The organism is Paraburkholderia sp. BCC1885 (assembly GCF_900996235.1).
GTDB lineage: Bacteria > Pseudomonadota > Gammaproteobacteria > Burkholderiales > Burkholderiaceae > Paraburkholderia.
The window spans coordinates 1-426 of sequence record NZ_CAAJGM010000187.1; the positions used below are offsets into that span (position 1 = coordinate 1).

The following is a 426-nucleotide window of genomic DNA, read 5'->3' on the forward strand; positions in this document are numbered from 1 at the left end:
ACCTGCAGTTGCGGCGAGAGGCCGGCCTTGTAGCGGATCACGGCGAGTTCGTAGGCGCGCGTTGACGCGTCGAGCGCGCGCTGCGCATCGCCCATCTGCTTGTCGACGGCGCGGATCGTGGCGACCTGGGTGGCCACGTCGTTGAGCGCGCCGATCAGCGTCTGGTTGTAGTTCGCCACGCTCAGGTCGTAGTCGGCGTAGCTGCCGCGCAACTGCGCGCGCAGGGCGCCGCCGTAGAAGATCGGCAGGTGCACGGCCGGGCCGAACTGCGCCTGGCGACTCGCGAACTTCAGGAACTGGCCCCAGCCGAAGGCATCGAAACCGAAGCCCGCCGCGAGATTCACGTCGGGGAAGAACTCGGCCTTGGTTTCCTTCACGTCGGCGATGCGTGCCTCGACCTGCCAGCGCGCCGCGACGATGTCGGGG

General features: G+C 68.5%; 1 protein-coding gene. It reads right to left on the minus strand.

From position 1 onward, the window contains the following. Nucleotides 1–426 (minus strand): TolC family protein (locus FQ755_RS16745; RefSeq protein ID WP_186308548.1); only part of this gene is annotated, 426 nt, incomplete at both ends.